This window comes from Streptococcus handemini, assembly GCF_040984445.1.
GTDB classification, from domain to species: domain Bacteria; phylum Bacillota; class Bacilli; order Lactobacillales; family Streptococcaceae; genus Streptococcus; species Streptococcus handemini.
Genome location: NZ_JBFRYH010000111.1, coordinates 1 through 2,622, shown reverse-complemented (window position 1 = coordinate 2,622; position 2,622 = coordinate 1). Strand labels below are relative to the sequence as shown.

Below are 2,622 nucleotides of genomic sequence, written 5' to 3'. Positions count from 1 at the left end.
GATGATTATTTACCACAATTATTTGGAAAGTAGGTTAAGTATCATGATTATCAAACTTATCTCTCAATTCAAAAATGACTTTGGGACACAAAAACATCTCGAGAAGGTTTTCATGCGTTTGTCGTGTTTTTGAGGGAAAACGCTTGACAAATAAATGATTAATCTATAAAATAATAGTGTAAGGATACTAGAATTTTAAGACTAGTAAGACTAGTAAGACTAGTAAGACTAGTAAGACTAGTAAGACTAGTAAGACTAGTAAGACTAGTAAGACTAGTAAGACTAGTAAGACTAGTAAGACTAGTAAGACTAGTAAGACTAGTAAGACTAGTATTTTTATATAATTTATTTTACTTTTAAAAGTAAAACGGAGGAAAACTATGAATAAAAAGAAACTCTTTTTAGCAGGGTTAGCTAGCGTAACTTTGCTAGGGGCAGCACAGGCAGCGTATACGATTTCTGTATCTGCACAAGGTACGAGTACGGCTACAGGTACAGCGGTATCAGAAGCAAACGCTACTATCCGAGTTACTGACAAAGAAGGTAAGCCAGCTTCAGGAGTAACTGTTAACCTATCCATGATAAGCGGTACAGGTCCTGTCCCAGTTAAGGCTGGCGTGACGAATGATAACGGTGTTGTAACATTCGACAAGCTTATTGCAGGTTTTAAATATAAAGCTGAAGCGGTGAGCAACGATCAGTATAAAGCGGGAAGTGGTGCAGAATTCGCAGCTATTGGTGGAGTTGCAACAGGAACTCCAGTCTCTCCTCTAATGGTTGAAAAAGTAGAAGCAGCACCAATGCCTAAGAATCACGAAGTCGGCAACGAAAAAGTAGTTCGTCCTGATTTAACCGAATTAGAAGGCTCATCACAAGTTGTTATCAGAGTTGCGGACAACGCGAATAATGGAGTTAAAGGTGCAGAAGTCAAGCTCTTTGTTCCAGGTGCTGATGTCGTTTATAAGACAGTTACAACAGATGAGTTTGGTAACGCAGTCTTCGCTGGAGTGATTCCAGGCGATTATACAGCAGCGGTTGCAAGCGTTCCAGCAGGCTATGAAGCAAACAACTTTGAATTGCCTGTAAAAGCTGTTGAACATGAAACAACATCAGACTTCATCACAGTTAATGCAGTTAGAAATAACTCAGTCGTTGCTGAAAACCTAGTTCGTCCTGATTTAACTGAATTAGAGGGCTCATCACAAGTTGTTGTCAAAGTCGTGGACAATGCACATGAGCCAGTTAAGGGTGCAACAGTGAAATTGTTTGTTCCAGGTATTGAAGCTACTTATAAGACAGTTACAACAGATGAGTTTGGTAACGCAGTCTTCGCCGGAGTGATTCCAGGTGAGTATGCAGCAGCGGTTGCAAGCGTTCCAGCAGGCTATGAAGCAAACAACTTTGAATTGCCTGTAAAAGCTGTTGAACATGAAACAACATCAGACTTCATCACAGTCAATAAAGTTAACGCAGAGTCACAAAGTACAACTACTACAAGCACAAGTACTTCATCAGCTCCAAGTAGCACTACTAAACCAAGTATGAGCACTACTAAACCAAGTATGAGCACTACTAAACCAAGTATGAGCACTACTAAACCAAGTATGAGCACTACTAAACCAAGTATGAGCACTTCAGTATCAAGCTCATCAGCAGTTGCTCCAGCAGCTAAGAAAGAAGAAGACAAGAAAGTATTGCCTAAGACAGGTGATGCAAGCTCACTTCTTACAGTTGTAGGAACAGTTCTTTCAGGCTTAGGATTCGCAGGAGTAGCGAAACGCCGTAGAAAATAATTCGCTTAGGTAATCACTATTATATTATCTTATATAGGGAATGCATATAAAGAAGAAGCTTAGATGGACAACCATCTGAGCTTTTTTGACTTAATAACGAGTATAGAAATACTGTAACCGCCCAATAACAAGGTATCTATCCCACCACTCCCTTCTCCAGTATACTGTTATAAAAACAAAACTGGAGGATTTTTTATGTTACATCCCCTCGTCCCATTGACTGTTCCCCAATCTCGACGCTTTGAGAAGAAGAGTAGGAATGATATTTTGATGAAAATTCGTCTCGACAAAGTGGAAGTCACATTCTCAACCAAGAGGTATTGGAAACAATCTTGGATAAGGTACAAGTCTATGACCATCCGACTCAGTGATTTAGGACAAGTTTACTTGGTTTGCGGGAAAACGGATATGAGACAAGGTATTGACTCGCTCGCTTATCTTGTTAAATGTCAATTTGAGTTAGATCCTTTTTCTGGACAAGTCTTTCGGTGGCCACAAAGACCGATTCAAAGCTCTTTACTGGGACGGGCAAGGCTTCTGGCTGCTTTATAAGCGATTTGAAAACGGCAAACTCAATTGGCCAAGTGATGAAAATGAAGTCAAAGCCCTCACTTGCGAGCAAGTAGACTGGATGATGAAAGGATTTTCCGCCTTTCCCAAAATAAATGCTTCAAAAAGCCATGATTTCTATTGAAATCATGGCTTTCTTTTCGGTATAATAAAGAAAACAGGAGGATGAGACTATGGAAGAGTTAGTAGCCATTATTAAACAACAAGCAGCTGTTAACCAACAGCTTACCAATGAACTTGCCCTCCTTCGTGAACAGGT

The 2,622-nt window shown here is 39.9% G+C and carries 3 protein-coding genes; all 3 read left to right on the top strand.

Annotated features, from left to right (window positions below):
• The first annotated feature begins 380 nt into the window (after positions 1 to 380).
• Positions 381 to 1,793, top strand: a complete 1,413-nt coding sequence (locus ABPH35_RS10695; RefSeq protein WP_368849822.1) for a SpaA isopeptide-forming pilin-related protein — start codon at positions 381 to 383, stop codon at positions 1,791 to 1,793.
• Positions 1,794 to 2,144: 351 nt separating this feature from the next.
• Positions 2,145 to 2,345, top strand: a complete 201-nt coding sequence (gene tnpB, locus ABPH35_RS11030; protein WP_405054588.1) for an IS66 family insertion sequence element accessory protein TnpB — start codon at positions 2,145 to 2,147, stop codon at positions 2,343 to 2,345.
• Complete coding sequence (gene tnpB / locus ABPH35_RS10690; RefSeq protein ID WP_405054589.1) at positions 2,257 to 2,487, top strand: IS66 family insertion sequence element accessory protein TnpB; 231 nt, start codon at positions 2,257 to 2,259, stop codon at positions 2,485 to 2,487. Before tnpB (ABPH35_RS11030) ends, tnpB (ABPH35_RS10690) begins: the two co-directional genes overlap by 89 nt.
• Positions 2,488 to 2,622 lie beyond the last annotated feature (135 nt).

Excerpts from the sequence above, each read along its gene's own strand:
- ABPH35_RS10695 (WP_368849822.1), top strand. The coding sequence starts at position 381 with ATGAATAAAAAGAAACTCTTTTTAGCAGGGTTAGCTAGCGTAACTTTG.
- tnpB (WP_405054588.1), top strand. The coding sequence starts at position 2,145 with ATGACCATCCGACTCAGTGATTTAGGACAAGTTTACTTGGTTTGCGGG.